The organism is Burkholderia sp. Leaf177 (genome assembly GCF_001424345.1).
In the GTDB taxonomy this organism is placed as follows: domain Bacteria; phylum Pseudomonadota; class Gammaproteobacteria; order Burkholderiales; family Burkholderiaceae; genus Caballeronia.
Window position 1 is genome coordinate 368,223 of the sequence record NZ_LMPF01000012.1, and the last position, 16,561, is coordinate 384,783.

Consider the following 16,561-nt stretch of genomic DNA (forward strand, 5'->3'; position numbering starts at 1 on the left):
TATCTCCACGCATTCGGCTTCATGAGCCGGACGTGAACAGCGCCTTGCGGATGATCGCATGCACGCCCCAGTTTCCATCGACCACTTGAGTGACGCCGAAATCCACCGCGACGGACATCAGCGAGATCGCCTCGTCTTCGGAAAGGCCCTTCGTGGACATCAGGAATCGGCGCGTCTTGATGAACGCGTCGCGCATTGCCTGGTCGAGCGTGGATTTCTGGTAGACCTCGCTCTGTGCGCTCGTGCCGAACTCAGCCAGATAGTTAGGATGGCTGAATCCATGCAAAACCCATTCGTCTGCCGTTTCTACCAGCGGGTACGTGAGGTCCGCGAAGGGCTGGTCGGCGAGCGTCTTTTTCTTATGGAGAATGAGTTCGAAATCGCCCGTCAACGAGCATTCGATTGCCGTTCCGCATAACTCCGAATCGCCTTGCGATGCATGGGGATCCCCGATCGAAAGCAACGCGCCAGTTACGCCCACTGGAAGATAAACGCTTGCGCCGCGCCCGACGCGCCAGTTGTCCAGGTTGCCGCCGAAAGCCGAAGGCGGAATCGAATCGATCAAACCATCCTGCTGCGGCGCGACCGCGATCACGCCGAAATGTGGCCGCACTGGAATGGTCACGTTCTTCAGGATGTTGTGGTTCTCCACGACGGTCGAATGGTCGACCGGCACGCCCGGGTAATCGATCGTCGGATGAACCACGCCGAACGGGTCGCGCTGAGGCGTCCATCTGTAGTTGTAGACGGCACGTGCGTGGGCGGTGACACCGTCGTCGGCGGCTTGTGCATCGATCTCGTAGATGGTGACGACTTCACGCGGCTTGGGCTCGGTCAGCAACTCGCGGTAATGAAAGCCCCACCATGCAGCCGCGTTGCTGCCGAACGCGCGTCCGTGGAAGTTCGGGTTGGCGCAAGGTCGTGCGTGGATATCGACAATGCGAACTTCGAGGACGTCGCCCGGCTCGGCATCGCGAACGGCGATCGGGCCGGTGCAGATATGCACGCCGAAACCTTCGCCCGCGCCGCGGCCATAAATGGATGCGTCCATGGGGCCGGCGCCGCGCCGGTTGACGTTCTTGCGTTCGGACGTCCAGTGGAACACGCTCTCGGCGCCGGGGTCTCCCGCGACCATGCGTTCCCAGTCGTCGGCGGCATGCTGGGTCAGGGCTTCTATGGTGACCGTGTCGCCACTTTGCACTTCCAGCACCGGCTTCAGGTCGTGGCTGAAATAGCCCCAATGCACGGTGTTGGCGGTTGCGCGCAGCAAATGATGGCGCGGCTTGTCCCGTTGCACGGGCGGTTCGGTCAGTACTGCGTCTAGGCCGATATCGAGCGCCACCAGCGTATCCGCATCGGCTTCTATGCCGGCGCGTTTTGCTTGCAAAAGCAGGGCCGGCGCGTTGACAGGCAATCCGCGCGAGATGCGCCGCACCAGATGCCGCGCAATTTCAAGGCTCGCTTCATGGCGGAACGTGCGGGGTGACGCGCCGTATCGTTCGCGAAAGACGCGGCTGAAATGCGCGGGATCGTTGAAGCCCCACCTGAAACAGATATCGGAGACGGAAACTTTTTCGTACAACGGGTCGACGAGTTCCGCACGGCAGCGTTCGAGCCTGCGCGAGCGCAAGTAAGTGGAGAAGCTTTGCCCTGCGCTTTCAAAAAGCTTCTGCACATAGCGCGGCGAGACGCGTTCTTCCTTGGCAAGTGTCGCGACGCTGAGCGTGGGATCGCCGAGGTTTGCTTCTATCGATCTGCACACGCGCGAAAAAATCGCCGCCTGAGAAGGCGTCAGTCCGCCGAACGAACCTTTGCGCTCGTGTCCCGCGAGGCTGGCGACCAGGAATTCGGCCAGCGCCAGTTCGAGCGGGCGCAATTCTCCCGCTGACAAGGTCTCGACGCTTTCCGCGACTGATCGAAGAAAGCCCGAGAAAACGTGGCCGATGCCGGCTTCGCCCGAGAGCCGCGCCGCTCTCAGTGAAAACGGCGACAACAGCCGCGCGTTGACGGCATCGCGCGGAACCCGCACGACAAACACGCGAAAGCTGGAAGCAAACGCAATCGACGCCGCTTGTTGAGAAGACGCATAGATGATGTCGTGCACGCTAACGAGCTCGCGCTCGTCGTCGGCGATCAACGTGGCGTCGCCGTCCAGCAGCAGCACGATCATGAGGCTGTCGGCGTGGTCGGCCTTGAGTTCCAGCGTCTGCGCCACTGACGCGAGCGATGTGAGCTCGAACCCGCCAATAGACGTCTGCGATACCAGCGTGCCATGCAGCGTGCGATCGGCGTTGATCCTGCTGCACCAGCCGAGCTTGTCGAGCACCGTGCTCCATTCGCGCAGGCGTTCGACTTCAGGATATGACTCGGTGGTGAAGCGCAACAGGTCCAAGCAGAACTCCACAAAAAAAGCGGCGAGACGTGAAGCTTTGAAAGCAACCTTCGCGCCATCGGCGGCACCAGACATGTGGGCGATTCAGTGCAAATCCGGGCATCGATTGTCGGCTCGCAGTGCATGCATGCGCCATTGCAGCGCACGCATGCACGACGAAGCGCTCTTCACCGCATGTAGTCGTGAGCCGCTCACGATCAAGCCACGAGAGACTCGCACCCGCGTTCACGTCTGTACCAGCAGTTGTGCGCGCGCAGACAAGTCTTGCTGATTTCGTTCGCATACGCTCGATCTCGTGCGATGCAAAAGGCGTGCGTCGTGCAAGCCATTGTCATCAGCCGCATAGGAGCGTTTCAATGAACAAGAATATTTTTGGCCGGGGTCTGCAGCGCCTGACTGAATGCCTGGTCACCAAGATGAGCACCTACAAGAGCGCAAGCTGCGCGCGCCTGGCGTTGCTCGGCGGCGTTTGCTCCGTATTGTTTTTGATCTCGGGAACCGCGAGTGCCGCAGGCCCGGCCACGCCTGCAGCGTGCACCGCGTTGCAAGCCAAGTATCCGCAATTCAAGGGCAAGACGCTCGTCAATGCAATCAATCCGCATACGCCGGGGTATGAGGCGCTGGACCCGAATGATCCGAGCAAATATATCGGCTTCGATATCGATCTCGGCGAACTGATCGGCAGTTGTCTCGGGTTCACGATGACCTACAAACCCGTCACCTTCGCCGCACTGCTGACCACCTTGCAAAGCGGCCAGGCGGATATTGTCATCTCCGACATCTACGCGACCGAAGAACGTGCGAAGGCTGCCGACTTCATCACCTACTCGAAGGTGTTCGACGGCGTGCTGGTCGTCAAGGGCAACCCGAAGAAACTCACCGGCATCAATACGTCGATGTGCGGCACTACCGCCGCTGAAAACACAGGGTACGTAGAGGTTCCGCTGATCCAGAATCTTGGGCCGGCATGCAAGGCTGCTGGCAAACCGGAAGCAACGGTACAGCTCTACGACAACAACGCGAACTGCATCCAGGCAATTCTGGCCGGTCGCGCCGACACTTATATCAACGATGTGAATACCGTCGATCAGGCGGTCAAGGCGTTCCCGGACAAGCTCGAAAAGGCGACTGCGGTGACGCTGCCGTATTCGGTCGGCATTGGCGTACCGAAGGGCAAGACCGAGTTCCGCGACGCCATCATGGCCGCGCTGGTCGCGATCCAGAAGAGCGGAGCGCAGACCGAGCTGCTCAACAAGTGGCAACTCGGCGCGGGCAATCTCGAACCGGCCAAGCTGATCGTATCGAACTGATGGATCTTTTTCTCCATTACCTTCGCTTGCCGTATCTGCTCGAAGGCATCAGCTTCACGATCGCGGTCACGGCGCTAGGCCTCGCAGGAGGCCTCGTCGTGGGGCTCGTGCTGGCCGCCATGCAGCTGAGCCGCATCGGACCGCTGGCGGCCATCGCGCGCGGCTACACGGTCATCTTCCGGGGCACGCCGCTGATCCTGCAGCTTGTCTTTGCATACGATGCACTGCCGCACATAGGCCTGAAACTGAGCGCGATAGGTGCGGCGGGACTTGCGCTGGCATTGAACGAAGGGCCGTTCATAGCGGAGATATTGCGCTCGGGCGTGCTCGGGGTCGATCGCGGCCAGACCGTTGCGGGTCAGGCGCTCGGCATGACACCGGGCGTGCTGATGCGGCGAATCATTGCTCCGCAGGCAATCCGCACGATGGTCCCCGCGCTCGGAAACGAGTCCGTCAGCGCGCTGAAAAACTCATCGCTGGCGTCGGTGATATCGGTCGGCGAACTGACGTTGCGCAGCACGCAACTGGCATCGTCGACGTTCGATTTCTTCTCGATCTTCTTTGCCTCCGGTTTGCTCTACTTGTGCCTGACCGGTGCAATCGCGGCGATCCAGCTTTCCATAGAGCGCGCGCTCGATCTCGACAAGCCGGCTTCGTCCAATGGCTTTATGCGCTTGCTGCCGTGGTACCGGTCAACGCTGCCGCCGAAACTCGGCCCGGGCGGCGCGGCGGTCGAATCTCCAGCCGACACACCACCTGCGTTCCTGCCCATAAGTGCTTCGGAGCGCGCGACCCGATACGACGCGCTGGCGCGCAACGGCGCAGCGGTGCAAATCAGCGGGCTTCAAAAACGCTACGGAGAACAGACCGTTCTCGATGGCTTCGACCTGACGATCCGCTCCGGCGAAGTCGTGGCGCTGCTCGGTCCGAGCGGCTCGGGAAAAAGCACGCTGCTGCGCTGTATCAACCATCTCGAACACTGGGACGCAGGCGAGATTCGCGTCGGTGGCCGGCGCCTCGGCTTTCGCGACGACGGCCGGCGTCTGAATCCACACGATCTCGCCAACGAGCGGGCAAGCGTGGGTGTTGGCATGGTGTTCCAGCAGTTCAACCTCTTCAGTCATCTCAGCGCGCGCGAAAACATTGCGGGACCGTTGCGCTGGGTGCATGGCATGGCGCCCGCGGACGCGGACCGGCGGGCACGTGAGCTTCTTGAGCGCGTGGGCCTGAGTCATCGCGCCGATGCACTGCCGCGTCACCTGTCCGGCGGCCAGCAACAGCGCGTGGCGATTGCACGCGCGCTGGCGCCCAATCCGCGCGTGCTGCTACTCGATGAACCCACGTCGGCGCTCGATCCCGAACTGGTCGGCGAAGTGCTGGAAGTGATCCGGCGCCTTGCATTCGAGGACGGCCTGACGATGATCATCTCCACGCATCAATTGCGTTTCGCCGATGAAGTCGCCGACCGCGTCGTGTTTCTCAGCGGCGGCGCGGTGGTGGAGGAGGGGCCGGCGCACGAGGTGTTGACGCGCCCTCGGCATCCGCTTACCGCACGCTTCCTGAGCGTCATGGGCGCGGACAGCCGCGTGGAAGTCATGTCGTGAGGACGTCTGTTATCACACCGCCTTTCAGCCGCCTGGCAGCAGCCACCCGTCCGGTCTCCAGCAAAAAAAACCTGCAGGCACATTACCGCCTGCGGTTGTTCTACGAGGTCAGAACATGAAGCATCACATTCTCCCCGTGTCACCGGAAACCGTGCATTGGGGATATTTCAGCAAACAGGTTGCACCGGGTCTGACGCTGAAATCCGGCGACCGCGCCACGATCGAAACGCTCACGCATCATGCCAATGACGACCACGAACGGATGATCGCAGGGGACCCGGGCGCAGAAAGCGTCTTTCACTGGACACGGGAGCACAAGGCCGTGTCGCGGCGCGGCGCGGGTCCGGTGGACGGTCCCTTCAAACTGGGCTCCGGAGAGGGCGTCGGCGTGCATCTTTTGACGGGGCCAGTGGTCATCGAAGGCGCCGAACCCGGCGATGTACTCGAAGTCCGTATCCTCGATGTTCGCCCGCGGCCAAGTTGCAGCGCGTGTCACCGCGGCCGTTGCTTCGGCTCCAACGTGGCGGCGTCCTGGGGTTTTCAATATCACGACCTGATAGAAGAGCCGAAGTCCCGCGAAGTCGTCACCATCTTCGAACTCGATACCACCGGCGAACCTTTTGCGCGCGCCGTCTACAACTATGTCTGGACGCCGCAAACCGATCCGGATGGCATCGTGCATACGAACATCGACTATCCGGGCGTGAAGGTCGATCACACGCTCGTCAAGCGCCGCGAAAACATTCTCCCCGACATCAAGGTGCCGGCGCGGCTGCATTTCGGCACGATGGGACTGGCGCCATCGGAAGCGGACTATGTCAGCTCGATCCCTCCCAGCTACACCGGCGGCAACATCGACGACTGGCGCGTGGGCAAGGGCGCGACGATGTATTACCCGGTCGCGGTCGAAGGCGCGTTTTTCTCCGTCGGCGATCCGCACGCGGCACAAGGCGACAGCGAACTCGGCGGCACAGCGATCGAGACGTCGCTGACGGGCGACTTCGAATTCGTCTTGCACAAGAAAGCAGACCTCGGCGGAACCGTGCTCGAAGGCCTGACTCATCCGATGCTGGAAACCGATCAGCAATGGTCCATGTACGGTTTCACGTTCCCCAACTATCTGGCCGAACTCGGACCCAATGCGCAGCTCGAAATCGCGCAGCATTCGAGCCTCGACAAAGCCATGCGCGATGCATTCCGCAAATTGCGGCGGTTCCTCATGACCGTGCATAAGCTGAGCGAGGACGAAGCGATCGCACTGATGTCGGTCGCGGCGGACTTCGGCGTGACCCAGGTTGTCGATGCGAACTGGGGCGTGCATGGTTCCATTCGCAAGGACGTGTTCGCGGCGTACAGATAAGCGCGCCGCCCGGTTGTTCTTTGTTCTGACACGAGGAAATCCGCATGTCCGTGCAGCTTGCGTTACGCAACATTCGTAAGTCGTTTTCCAACAAGCTCGGCACCGTCGATGTGCTGGGCGGTCTCACCTTCGATATCAACGAGCGCGATTTTGTGAGCATCATCGGTCCGTCCGGATGTGGCAAAACCACGGTCTTCAACGTGATCGCCGGTCTGCTCGAAGCCGATAGCGGAGACATTGTGTACAGAGGGCAAACGGTCGACGGATTGCGTGGCAAGGTGGGCTACATGATGCAACGCGACCTGCTGCTGCCGTGGCGTACCGTATTGCAAAACGTCTTGATAGGACCCGAGCTCTCGCGCATGCCGGTTGCGCAAGCGCGTGACATGGCGATGGAATATCTCAATACGTACGGCCTCGCCGGTTTCGAAAACGCCTACCCACGCATGCTTTCAGGCGGCATGCGCCAGCGCGTTGCGTTGATCCGCACCTTGATCAACGACCCCGACATCATCCTGCTCGACGAACCGTTCTCCGCGCTCGATTACCAGACTCGCTTGTACCTGGAAGGCGTTTTGATGGAAGCCGTGGAGACGTTTCACAAGACCGTGGTGCTCGTGACACATGACATTGATGAAGCCGTCGCACTCTCGAAGCGTGTGGTCGTGCTCGGAGGGCGTCCTTCACAGGTCAAGAAAATCTACGACATCGACATCGAGGCGCGCTCGCCGATCGGTGCACGCAGCGATCCGAATTTTTCCGGCTATTTTCACGCGCTGTGCGGCGAACTCGATATCCAGACGGAGGTGGGTTCAGCATGACGCAATCCGCTTCCATCGCTCAAGCCGGGCAGAAAGTGCGTGTCCGCAAATGGGTGCTCGACAGCGGCTGGGGCCGTTCGCTGTTGCAACTCGCCGTAGTGATTGCGTTCTTCGCGGTCTGGGAGGGTGCTGCGCGGCTCGGATGGGTATCGAATTTCCTGGTTGGATCGCCAGCGAAGATCTTCGATGCACTCGTGCGCGATGTCCATTCCGGCCAGCTCTTCATCGATACCGGCTACACCTTGTTCGAAGCGATTCTCGGTTTCGTATTCGGCACGGCGGTGGGTTCGGTTTGCGGCCTTGCGCTCTGGTATTCACCGTTTGTCGCGCGGCTGATCGAGCCGTTCATTGTCGCAATCAACAGCGTTCCGAAGATAGCGTTCGCGCCCATCGTGATCCTCTGGTTCGGGACCGGTCTGGTGTCGAAGGTCGCGTTGGCAATATCGCTTACGGCAATTGTCGCGCTGATCGCCGCGTATGAAGCCGCGAAGGACGCGGACCATGATCTCCAGGCGCTACTGGTCACGCTCGGCGCCAACAAGAACGAAGTGTTCACGAAGGTCGTGGTGCCTTCCACGTTGCCCTATGTGATCTCCACCTTTCGCATCAACGTGGGTTTTGGTCTGGTCGGCGCGGTCGTCGGCGAGTTCATTTCTTCGGAGCATGGGCTCGGGCACATGATCTTTACGGCGTCGAGCCTTTACGACTTGAACACCGTGTGGGAAGGGCTTTTCGTGCTGATGGCGATTGGTTTCGTGCTCTATTTCCTGATCGACATGATCGAGCGACGGCTGCTGCCGTGGCGCCAGGCGTCGAATGCAAACACCTTGAAGGTTTAAATTGATCTACTACGCAAACGGGGAATACTGATGGCTCTCACCGCAAGAATGCTTCTTACCGTACTGAGCTCGGCGCTCGCGTTGTGCACGGCTTCAGTCACCACAACGGCATTTGCCGCCGACAAAAAAGCGACGATCTCCCAGGCGTTTCAATCGATGCTGTATTTGCCGCTCTATGTCGCTATCGACGGAGGTTTCTTCACGAAGCAAGGACTCGACGTCACCAAGCAGACGGCAGGCAGTCCAAGTGCGGCGTTATCGGCGGTACTGTCGGGCAGCGCTGAATTCTCGCTGCATGGTCCGGAATGGACCGCCGTCGCGGCAGAGAAAGGCGCGGACGTCGATGTCATTGCGAACGTGGTGAACGGCGCCGCCGTGTGGATCGTCACCGCGCCGGACGTCAAGTTCACGAGCATCAAGGACGTGAAAGACAACGTGGTGGTCTCGGGCCAAATGCCGACCACCAGCACGTCGCTGTTCTTCAGGGCGCTGAAGGAAAACGGCATGTCGCCAGGCGATGTGAAGCTCATACAGGTTCCGCTCGGCTCCGAAATAGGGCCGCTGGTGGCGGGGCAATCGAAGATCGCGGTGATGTACGAACCGGGTCTCGACCAGGCCGTAGCCAAGGGCATGAAGGTCGTGCTTAGTTTTCCGAAGCTATATGGCGAGTACGCGTTTTCATCGATTACGGCGAAGCGCAGCGTTGACCCCGATACCGCCGCGCGCTTTGTGAAAGGCCTGCAAAACGCGCTGCTGTACATGCAGACCAATCCTGCCGAAACCGCCGCCATCGCCCGCAAGGAATTCCCGACGCTCGACGCGCCCGTGGTCGACGCCGCCGTCAAGCGTATGCTTGCCGATGGCGTCTATCCAAAGAACGTGGACATCACGCCGAAAGCGCTCACGGTCGCCATGGACACGCAGATCGCGCTCGGCAACCTGAAGCAACAGCCGAAGTACGATACGTTCGTCGCGCGTAGTTACATCCAACCCGCACTCGCCGCCAAGTAAAGTTCACGCATATGACCAAGACTTACGTTTGCCCGACCATCGCTGAAATCCGTGCCGATATAACCTCCGGCAAGACCAGCGCAGAACAGTGCGTTGCCGAGGGATTTGCTGCCATTAGGTCGTCGCAATCCACGCTGCACGCGTTCCAGTATTTGCCCGAAGCACTGCCGCCTGCACACGCCGATAAAAACCTGCCACTGGCGGGCGTGAGCGTGGCCGTGAAAGACATCATCGATACCGCCGACATGCCGACCGAGTTCAACTCGCCGGCGTATGCCGGGCGGCGGCCTGCGCAAGACGCGGCCGTGGTCGCGCTTTTGCGTGCTGCGGGCGCGACCATAATCGGCAAGTCGGTCACGACTGAATTTGCATTTCGTCATCCGGGGCCGACCGTCAATCCGTGGAACAGCGCTTATACGCCGGGTGGATCGTCGAGCGGTTCGGCGGCGGCGGTGGGCGCGGGGATCGTTCCGCTAGCGCTCGGAACGCAGACTCAGGGTTCCGTGATTCGACCGGCGGCCTATTGCGGCGTGGTCGGTTTCAAGCCGACATACGGGACGATATCGAGGGCAGGCGTGTTGGCGCTCGCGTGGTCGCTGGATCACGTTGGGTTGTTCACGAAAAGCGTTGCGGACGCGGCGTACGTACTCAAGCTGGTGGCTGGCGCGGATCCGGACGATCCGCATGCGTCGCATGTTTCTCTGGCGCCAAAGACAACTGCGGGGCGCCGGATCGGCATGCTGAAGAGGCAGGTCGGCGGCGCTATCGATGCTGCACAACACGCATCGCTCGAAGCTCTTGCTGAGCGTCTTACGCGCGATGGCGCCGAGATCGTAACGGTCGAGCTTCCCGCAGAAATATTCGATACACCGGCTCACGCGCTGACGTTGATGAGCGTTGAAGCAGCCATCACGCATGGCGAGTTGTATCGGCGCTCTCCCGAGCTCGTCAGCGCGCCCATGCGTGGACTGATTGAAGACGGGTTGAAGTGTGCCGCGACCGATTACGCAAAGGCCAAGGTCTTGCAAGGCCGGATGGCGCATCGGTTCAATACATGGCTGAAGGAGACCATGACGCTTGATGCGCTGCTGGTCGCGCCGGCGAGTGGCGAACCTCCGCATGGACTGGATTCCACCGGGGATGCTTCCTTTTGCGCCCCGTGGACGTTCTTGGGCGTGCCGGCCGTAACCGTACCGACGAGCTTCGGGCCCGCAGGTTTGCCGTTGGGTGCACAGCTTGTGGGCGTAGCGGGCAATGATGCTGCGCTGCTGGAACTTGCCCAATGGGTTGAAGCGAGAACGGATTGGTCCGGCGCGGTTGCAGCACGCCGGGGGTGAATCGAGCGTCCTACGAACCCTGACCTGATCTGATCAGGGTTAACACGTATTTCGACAAAAATCCTTTGTTCTGTCTGCGCTTAATTCGTTGGTGCCTCCCGCCTAGACTTGAAACACTGAAACGCAAACGGGTGTTTGCGAAAAACCAAGTCTGGAGGTAAGCATCATGAAACTCGTTCAATCGCTCGTTGTTGCTGTTGCACTGGCTGTTCCGGCTGTCGCATCTTTCGCTCAATCGAACCAGCCCGTGACCCGCGCCGAAGTGAAGGCGCAACTGGTTCAGCTGGAAAAAGCCGGCTACAACCCGACCGGTGACCAAACGCAATATCCGTCCAACATTCAAGCAGCGGAAAGCCGTGTGAATAACGGCAACGTGGCCGCGAGCAGCTTTGGTGGCGTCGCCGAGAGCACGTCGGCATCTGGCAGCCACCATTCACTGCGCGCGTTCGATAGTAACGTCGCTCGCGTGAGCCATAAGATTCGCTCATCGGTTCGTCCGGATGCCAACGACGGTATGCAACCGGTTTATTTCGGTTCATAAGCACTCAGTGCCCGAGTCGCCGCCGCGATTCGGGCGTCGAGACAATATTGTGTAATCTGAAATAACTTATTGCGTGTATCGATAAAATATCGGTTATTAATCAGATAATCGATTGGCTTCTATTTGTCCGTATCCGCAATAAGACGAAATCGCTCAAGCGGTGATTCGAAAAGATCGTGTAAGTTGTTTTAAATATAAATTAAAAAACTTATACCGTTTTGACTTTTCGCCGAAGCTGTACTAGATTAAAAACGACTCGCGTACTCCACGAAAGTTGTTGCCAAACATTTTCAGTGCGAGTCAGAGATCGTAAGCAAGCTTACGGTCTCGCTTCCCATACAAGCCCGCCTGCATTCGTTTGCTGGCGGGCGTTTTTCGTTGATACCCATATAGTTGCGTTTTATATTTTCAGTTGCTAAAGGGCAACAACTTAATCATTCGAATTTTTCGAGATGTATGCTCTGCGCTGATTCGCTTTCCTGATTCTTTATCGCGTGGAGAATGAAATGAAAAAGATCGCTTTAAATATGCTTTCATTATCTTTGCTTGGAATGGCCGGCGTCGTACATGCCCAATCCAGTGTCACGCTGTACGGCACTATCGACGCAGGCGTCGGATACGTTAAAACAAGCGCAGGCGCACGCTGGGGTTTTATCGACGGCACGCTTTCCGGCGATCGCTGGGGTTTGAAGGGTTCAGAAGATCTGGGCGGCGGTATGAAAGCGATTTTCGATCTGGAAAACGGCTTCGATATCGCTAATGGAACACTGGGACAAGGCGGCAAGGAATTTGGACGCCAGGCGTTCGTCGGCTTGACCGGGGATTCGTGGGGCACTGCAACGATTGGCCGCCAATATGATCCGCTCGTCGATATGGTCCAGCCGCTCACGGAGGACAATTATTTCGGCAGCGCCTTTGCAACGCCGGGCGACGTGGACAACTACGACAACAGCTTGCGCGTGTCCAATGCCGTCAAATATGTCTCGCCGAACTTTGCCGGCCTGCAGTTCGAAGGTCTGTACGCGTTCAGCGGTCTCGCCGGCCGCACGGGCCAGGGTTATACATACAGCGGCGCGGTCACTTACAACAACGGCCCGCTCGGTATCGCCGGCGGATATTTCCTCGCGACCAATCCGAACCCGACTGTTGGCGCGTTCCGCGACGGCTGGGATCCGACTTCGTCGTCGGATGCAATCTTCGACGGTGCGATCAATACCGGCTATGCCAGCGCCAAATCGCTCGGCATTGCGCGTGGCGCGATCCAGTACGCGCTCGGCGCGTTCACCGTGGGCGCGTCGTATAGCAACGCGCAATACAAGAGCGACGGCGCGTCGACGTTCGCCAGCACCGAGAAGTTCAATATCGGCAGCGCGTTCCTCAACTATCAGATGACGCCGGCCGTGCTGCTCGGTGCGGGCTACACGTACACGAAGGCGAGCGGCGATACATCGGCCAAGTACCACCAGGCGAGCTTGGGCGCGGACTATTCGGTCTCGAAGCGCACGGACTTTTACGCCGTGGCCGCGTATCAGCATGCAAGCGGCACGCAGCTCAATCCGGATGGCACCACGCAGAACGCGCAGGCGTCGATCGGCTCATATGGTTTCAACGGCACGGCAAGCCAGGAACTCGTGATCCTCGGCATGCGCCACAAGTTCTGATACACGCGTCTCTCGCGTCCTCAAGAAGAATGCCGCTTCAATGGCAGCTTCACACACGCCTCGAGACCGCCGCCTTCGCGCGCACGAAATTCCAGAGTGCCGCCGTGCAGACGCGCGATGCGTTCGACAATGGCGAGTCCGAGACCCGTGCCGCCTGAATGTGTGCGCGCGTTATTGCCGCGGCTGAACGGCGTCTTGAGGTTTTCCATTTCCGCCGCGGCGATGCCGCTGCCGCGATCGCACACGGCGACGCACGCGGCGTCGTCCTCGGTCCATGTTCGCACCGCGAGACCGGTGCGCCCGTAGACAATCGCGTTTTGCATCAGGTTCATGAGGAGCCGCATCAGGCTCACGGGCCGGTATGCGAACTCGGGGATCTCTCCGAGCGACAATTCGAACTCGTGTCCGAGCCCCGCGAAATCGGCGGCGAGCTGGCCAATGAGCGCGTTGAGATCGCCGGCTTGCGGCACCTCGCGCTCACCGCTGCCGGCGTAGTCCATGAACTGCTGAAGAATCGTATCGATGTGATCGATATAGCTTTCCGCCGACGCCACGAATGGTTCGTCCGCGCCGCGCGGGATTGCCATTGCCATTGCAAGGCGCAGCTTGGTGAGCGGCGTGCGGATGTCGTGCGAGACGCCCGCCAGCATCAGCGCGCGGGTTGCCTCGGCCTGCCTCAAGGCCTCGGTCATCTGGTTGAACGCGCTGCTGACCTGGGCGATTTCCGTGGGTCCGTCGATGGGAAGCGTGATCGACGCTTCACCCGCGCTCACGTGGCGCGCGGCTTGCGCGAGATCCTTGAGAGGCCGGTTGATGTGCAACTGGATCAGATAACCCGTCAGCGCGGCCAGCAGCGCGAGGCCGGCAGAGAGTGCGAGTGTCGTCACGATACCGCGAGCCTGTATGTCCTCGGTCATCGGCAGCGCGATCCAGCGGGGTTCGCCCGCCACATGCACGCGAATCCAGAGCCGCTCGCCGTCGCTCGTCTGCCAGCGGACGGGCATGTCCGGCGGCAAATGACGCTGCAGTGCGTTCACGAAGACATCGCGTTGCCAGGTACGAAACAGGCGCACCGGACTGGGCCGCGGCTCGCGTTCGAGATGCTCGGGTAAGTCGGTCCGGCCGTTCAGGCGCGCGGCTGCGGCGCGGCCTTCTTCGGGCGGCATGGCGGACAGCACAGCGTCGAGCGTCTTCACGTAATCGGAAAAGATGATCGCGGCTCTGTCGATACGCGGACGCTGAACGAAATGCAGCAGCACCGCAAAAGAGCACGCCTGGGTCAGCGCGACGAGCACCACCAGCAGCGTGATATTGCGCGCCAGCAATGAGCGCGGCAGCCATCTGGCGGCTCGCTTCGAAGACGTTGATTCCATCACGGCTCGATGCCCGCAACGAGCATATAGCCGACACCCCACACGGTCTTGATGAAGCGCGGTTTGGCGGGATCTTCCTCGACGATCTGGCGAAGCCGAAGGATCTGCACGTCGATACTGCGCCCGAGCGCTTCATGGTCGCGGCCGCGCGCCCGCGCGAGCAGATTCTCGCGGCTGACCGGCCGGTTCGGCGACGAACCCAGCGCGTGCAGCAGCAACATCTGCGCTGAGTGGATTTCGACGGGTTCGCCGCGCAGCAGCAGCGTTTGCTTCGAGACATCGAACTGATACTCGCCGAAGCGCAGCGTCTGCGACGTCACGGTCGGCACGCCCGCGGCCATTTTCTGGCGGCGCAGCAGCGCACGGATTCGCGCGATGAGTTCATCGGGGAGAAAGGGCTTCGCGAGATAGTCGTCGGCGCCGGTTTCCAGGCCGACCACGCGGTCGACCGGATCGCCCTTCGCGGTCAGCATGAGGATGGGAAGCGTCTGCCCTTCAGCGCGCAAGCGCCGGCATAGGGTCAGGCCGTCTTCCGGTTCCATCATCAGATCGAGCACGAGTACGTCGTACGGTTCGCGCTGCAAGTAACGGTCGAGCTGCTTGCCGTCGGCGACCACGCGCACGTAGAAGCCGTGACCGGTCAGGAAGCGTTGCAGCATGTTGCGCAGCTCGGCTTCGTCGTCCAGCACGATCACCCTGTTCACTTGCTCCATGACGCATCTCCCATGGTCACCGGCATTCAGCGCGCCATCGCTCGTTGCTTCATCACGTCTTCGATCTGCGGCAGCGTGACGTAGCCGAGCCGTTGTGTATCGATCTCGTCGAAATGCTTTGCGACCATCGGCATGCCGGCCGCCGCCTGCTCGCGTGTCAGCTTGCCATCGCCCGTGGTGTTGGCGCGGGCAAAGCGAGCCTGCAATTGCTGCGTCGCACGCTCGGCGCGCGCGGGTTCGCCAGGCGGCAGCGCCACCTGAGCGGAAGCCGTTGCCGAAACAATACACAAGACAAGAATTGCGATCATCTTTTTCATCATCTGCTCCGTGGTGTAGCCGACGCTCGTGGCCGGCGGGTTTGCTTCATTGATCTGACGTGATTGCTACGCCCAGTGCGCCGGCACCCAGACGCGTCCGGCCCAATGGCCGGGCACCATCACCGCGGCGCGCGGCACGGGCGTTACGTACACAGGATGCGGCGGCACATACAGCGTGCGTGCCTGAGGCGCGATGAACACGAGACGCGGCGGGGGCGGAGGCGCGACATACACGACCTTGGGCGGAGGCGCGACATACACGGCCTTCGGCGGAACCGGCGCGACATAGACAGCGGGCGGCGGCGGTGGCGGGGCAACATACGCGACCGGCGGTGTTACGACCACCGGTGGCGGCGCCGCTACAACGGCGACCGGCGGCGCGACAACAACGGGTGCGGCGCCTACCGCGACCGTCGCGCCTACTGTCGTGCCCACCGTCGTGACCGTGCTGCCAGTGGTGACCGTGCCGCCGTGCACGACCGTCGTGCCGCCGCCTGTTGTCACCACGCCCGTGGCTACGCGTGTTGCGCTGCCGGAGTGGTAGACCGTTCCACCGTCGCTGCCGGTCACGGTGCCGGAACGCACGCAAGTGGAACCCGCGCAGTTTGTCGATGCCGAGTGACTGGTCGTGTTGCCGTTCGCGGCGGTAACCGTGCCCGATGACGAATATTGCCCCGGCGCGTTGCGTGTCACGCTGCCCGAGGTCGTGGCGCTGTGGCCGTCGGAGCCTGTCAGGGTGCCGGTGTGGTCACACGTGCCACCGGCGCAACTGGTGTCGCCTGAATGCTGCACCTGACGTCCGTTGGGGCCAGTGGCCGTGCCGGAATTCGAGAACTGGCCGGGCGCGGTGCGGGTCACTGAACCGGTGTTGGTGGCAATGCCGCCGTAGGGATTCTGGACGGCGCCAGCATGGGTGCACGTGCCGCCCGCGCAGGAACCGTAGTGCGCGCCGTTGTAGGTGCCATGCGGTGTGTATGCCGTACCGTGACCTGCCCACCCTGCAAAAGCGGGCGTGCTCACGGCGATAAGCAGCGAAGCAGTCGCTGCGGCGAGGTAAGGAAATTTCATGAGGGATCCTCCACGGTTCGGTTCAGTCACGCACTGCGGCGTGGCAACGGGACGAACTATAAAAGGAGTCCGCGAAATAATCGCGCTGTAAAAGATGTCGCGGTGTTACACCGCCGCGGTGACATTCGCTGCGCTTAGCGTGCGCGATCACGCACCGGATTCATGACATCCGGCGACATAGTTTTCGGATGGTTTTTCGCCGGGCACCTCACTA

Annotated in this window: 14 protein-coding genes; 9 read left to right on the forward strand and 5 right to left on the reverse strand. The window is 60.8% G+C overall.

The features are described from left to right. Nucleotides 1–19: 19 nt before the first annotated feature. Nucleotides 20–2,392 (reverse strand): acetamidase/formamidase family protein, encoded by a 2,373-nt coding sequence (locus ASG35_RS12540; RefSeq protein WP_056357518.1) that lies wholly within the window; start codon nucleotides 2,390–2,392, stop codon nucleotides 20–22. Nucleotides 2,393–2,748: 356 nt separating this feature from the next. Between ASG35_RS12540 and ASG35_RS12545 the strand changes: the two genes are divergently transcribed. The 9 genes from ASG35_RS12545 to ASG35_RS12585 all read left to right on the forward strand — a co-directional run bounded on the left by ASG35_RS12545 (nucleotide 2,749) and on the right by ASG35_RS12585 (nucleotide 12,876). Then, entirely contained in the window at nucleotides 2,749–3,702 is a 954-nt protein-coding gene (locus tag ASG35_RS12545) for an ABC transporter substrate-binding protein (RefSeq protein WP_082508348.1), read from the forward strand. Beyond that, a complete protein-coding gene (locus ASG35_RS12550) occupies nucleotides 3,702–5,306 on the forward strand; it encodes an amino acid ABC transporter permease/ATP-binding protein (RefSeq protein ID WP_056357105.1) in 1,605 nt (534 codons plus the stop codon). Before ASG35_RS12545 ends, ASG35_RS12550 begins: the two co-directional genes overlap by 1 nt. Nucleotides 5,307–5,421: 115 nt before the next feature. Continuing rightward, the gene (locus ASG35_RS12555; protein WP_056357107.1) at nucleotides 5,422–6,666 is read left to right on the forward strand and encodes an acetamidase/formamidase family protein; all 1,245 of its coding nucleotides are present in this window, start codon (nucleotides 5,422–5,424) and stop codon (nucleotides 6,664–6,666) included. Nucleotides 6,667–6,710: 44 nt separating this feature from the next. Beyond that, entirely contained in the window at nucleotides 6,711–7,487 is a 777-nt protein-coding gene (locus ASG35_RS12560; protein WP_056357111.1) for an ABC transporter ATP-binding protein, read from the forward strand. Beyond that, entirely contained in the window at nucleotides 7,484–8,326 is an 843-nt protein-coding gene (locus ASG35_RS12565) for an ABC transporter permease (protein WP_056357114.1), read from the forward strand. Before ASG35_RS12560 ends, ASG35_RS12565 begins: the two co-directional genes overlap by 4 nt. Before the next feature lie 30 nt (nucleotides 8,327–8,356). After that, nucleotides 8,357–9,337 carry an ABC transporter substrate-binding protein gene (locus tag ASG35_RS12570; protein ID WP_056357118.1) on the forward strand — a complete coding sequence of 327 codons (981 nt, stop codon included), beginning with the start codon at nucleotides 8,357–8,359 and terminating at the stop codon, nucleotides 9,335–9,337. 11 nt (nucleotides 9,338–9,348) lie between these two features. After that, the gene (locus ASG35_RS12575; protein ID WP_056357121.1) at nucleotides 9,349–10,674 is read left to right on the forward strand and encodes an amidase; all 1,326 of its coding nucleotides are present in this window, start codon (nucleotides 9,349–9,351) and stop codon (nucleotides 10,672–10,674) included. Nucleotides 10,675–10,840: 166 nt separating this feature from the next. Further along, nucleotides 10,841–11,215, forward strand: coding sequence for a DUF4148 domain-containing protein (locus ASG35_RS12580; RefSeq protein WP_056357124.1), 375 nt, complete (start codon nucleotides 10,841–10,843; stop codon nucleotides 11,213–11,215). 506 nt (nucleotides 11,216–11,721) lie between these two features. Then, complete coding sequence (locus ASG35_RS12585; protein ID WP_056357127.1) at nucleotides 11,722–12,876, forward strand: porin; 1,155 nt, start codon at nucleotides 11,722–11,724, stop codon at nucleotides 12,874–12,876. A 20-nt stretch (nucleotides 12,877–12,896) separates the two neighbouring features. On the opposite strand, the gene ASG35_RS12590 is transcribed toward ASG35_RS12585, so the two are convergent. The 4 genes from ASG35_RS12590 to ASG35_RS12605 all read right to left on the reverse strand — a co-directional run bounded on the left by ASG35_RS12590 (nucleotide 12,897) and on the right by ASG35_RS12605 (nucleotide 16,347). After that, nucleotides 12,897–14,249 carry an ATP-binding protein gene (locus tag ASG35_RS12590; RefSeq protein ID WP_056357130.1) on the reverse strand — a complete coding sequence of 451 codons (1,353 nt, stop codon included), beginning with the start codon at nucleotides 14,247–14,249 and terminating at the stop codon, nucleotides 12,897–12,899. Beyond that, nucleotides 14,249–14,962: a response regulator gene (locus tag ASG35_RS12595; RefSeq protein ID WP_056357133.1), complete on the reverse strand. Its 714-nt coding sequence runs from the start codon at nucleotides 14,960–14,962 to the stop codon at nucleotides 14,249–14,251. The genes ASG35_RS12590 and ASG35_RS12595 overlap by 1 nt, the downstream gene beginning before the upstream one ends. A gap of 26 nt (nucleotides 14,963–14,988) precedes the next feature. After that, nucleotides 14,989–15,279, reverse strand: a complete 291-nt coding sequence (locus ASG35_RS12600; protein WP_056357526.1) for a hypothetical protein — start codon at nucleotides 15,277–15,279, stop codon at nucleotides 14,989–14,991. A 66-nt stretch (nucleotides 15,280–15,345) separates the two neighbouring features. Further along, on the reverse strand, nucleotides 15,346–16,347 hold the full coding sequence (locus tag ASG35_RS12605) for a hypothetical protein (RefSeq protein WP_056357136.1): 1,002 nt from the start codon (nucleotides 16,345–16,347) through the stop codon (nucleotides 15,346–15,348). Nucleotides 16,348–16,561: the final 214 nt, after the last annotated feature.